Here is a 1,726-nt window from a genome sequence, read left to right on the forward strand (position 1 = left end):
CGGCGGGCGAGCCGGGGGCCGGCGCCGACCAGGCCGCCGGTGCGACGCGCCCGGGGGCGCGCGGCAGCGGCGGGACGGTCCCGGGTCGGGACGCGGCCGCACCGGTCGCCGCGAGCGGGGGCGCGCCGTCGAGCCGGAGCACCGACGTGGTCCCGACCGTCTCCCGGTTCCAGCCGACGTCGAGCCCGAGCGCGGACTCCGCGGCCCCGAGCACGAGGACGCCGTCGGGGCGGGTGACGCCGCGGACGCGACGGAGGATGTCCGTCTTGGTCGCCGCGTCGAAGTAGATGAGCACGTTGCGGAGCAGGACGACGTCGAAGCGGCCGAGGTCGGTGAAGGGCTCGGCAAGGTTGCCCTCGCGGAAGCGGGTCATGCGCTGCAGCTGCGGCGAGACGCGCCAGTGCGCGCCGTCGCGGGTGAACCAGCGCACGAGGTGGCTCGCGGGCAGGCCGCGGTTGACCTCCAGCTGGGAGAACCGACCCTCCTGGGCGCGCGCGACCATGGCGGGCGACAGGTCGGTGCCGACGATCTCGACGGTCCAGTCCTGCGGGACGACCTCCGTGCACAGCATCGCGACGGAGTACGCCTCCTGCCCCGACGAGCACGCGGCGGACCAGATCCGCAGCCGGCGCTCGCCCGCGCGCGCCCGCACGAGGTGCGGCAGCAGCGCGGTGCGGAGCACCTCGAAGGGGCCGTTGTCGCGGAACCACGACGTCTCGTTCGTCGTCATGGCGTCGACGACGAGCCCCGTGACGCGGCGGTCGCCGGCCCGGGCGCGGGCGACGAGCTCGCCGACGTGCTGCAGGCCCTCGGAGCGCACGATGGGGGCGAGGCGGGTGTCGATGAGGTACTGCTTGGTCTCGTCGAGGACGATCGCGGAGCGCCGGCGCACGAGGTCGCGCACCCAGGCCGCGTCGGCGGGGGTCATCGGCGAGGGCCGGCCCTCAGCCACGGGTCACCGCCGGGGAGACGGCCGCACGCGGCAGCGGGGCGAGCGGACCGGGACGGCTGAGCACGGCGTCGACGAGGGCCGGGCCGATGCGGTCCAGCGGCAGGACCTCGTCGGCGAGGCCGGCGCCGACGAGGCTGCCGGGCATGCCCCACACGACGCTGGAGGCCTCGTCCTGCGCCCACAGCGGGGCGCCGGTCACGGCGAGGTCGACGGCGCCGGCCGTCCCGTCGGCGCCCATGCCGGTGAGGACGACGGCGAGGCACTGCCCGCCGACGGAACGGGCGAGGGATCGGAAGAGCACGTCGACGGCGGGGCGGCAGAAGTTCTCCGGCGGGGCGTCGCTGAGCCGGGCGCGCAGCACGGTGCCGTCGCGCACGACCTCGAGGTGGCGCCCGCCGGGCGCGACGAGGACGGTGCCGGGCCGCAGCGGCTCGCCGTCCTCCGCGTGGTGGACGATGACGGCGCACGTGCGGTCGAGCCGGTCGGCGAGCAGCTGGGTGAACTCCGCCGGCATGTGCTGGACGACGACGACGGGGACGGGCAGGGAGGCGGGCATGGCGCCGATGACGCGGGACAGCGCCTCCGGCCCGCCCGTCGACGAGCCGATCGCGAGCAGCTGGGGACGGCGGAGCAGGCCGGGGCCCGTGCCCGGCCGCCGGGCGACGCCCGCGGCGGCGGCCGCGGCGACGAGCGCGGAACGGCGCGGGGGCGCACCGGTCGTGCCGGGCGTGCCGGGCGTGCCGAGCAGCCCCGCGCGTGCGGCGGGCAGGCCGG

The 1,726-nt window shown here is 77.8% G+C and carries 2 protein-coding genes; both read right to left on the reverse strand.

Features of this window, described 5'->3' with window-relative positions:
• Nucleotides 1-952: CheR family methyltransferase (locus WAA21_RS17880; RefSeq protein WP_336924210.1), on the reverse strand; the 952-nt coding region annotated here is incomplete at its 3' end.
• Nucleotides 945-1,726: CheB methylesterase domain-containing protein (locus WAA21_RS17885; RefSeq protein WP_336924211.1), on the reverse strand; the 782-nt coding region annotated here is incomplete at its 5' end. The genes WAA21_RS17880 and WAA21_RS17885, both read right to left, overlap by 8 nt.

Origin of the sequence: Aquipuribacter sp. SD81, assembly GCF_037153975.1 — a bacterium.
GTDB lineage: Bacteria > Actinomycetota > Actinomycetes > Actinomycetales > JBBAYJ01 > Aquipuribacter.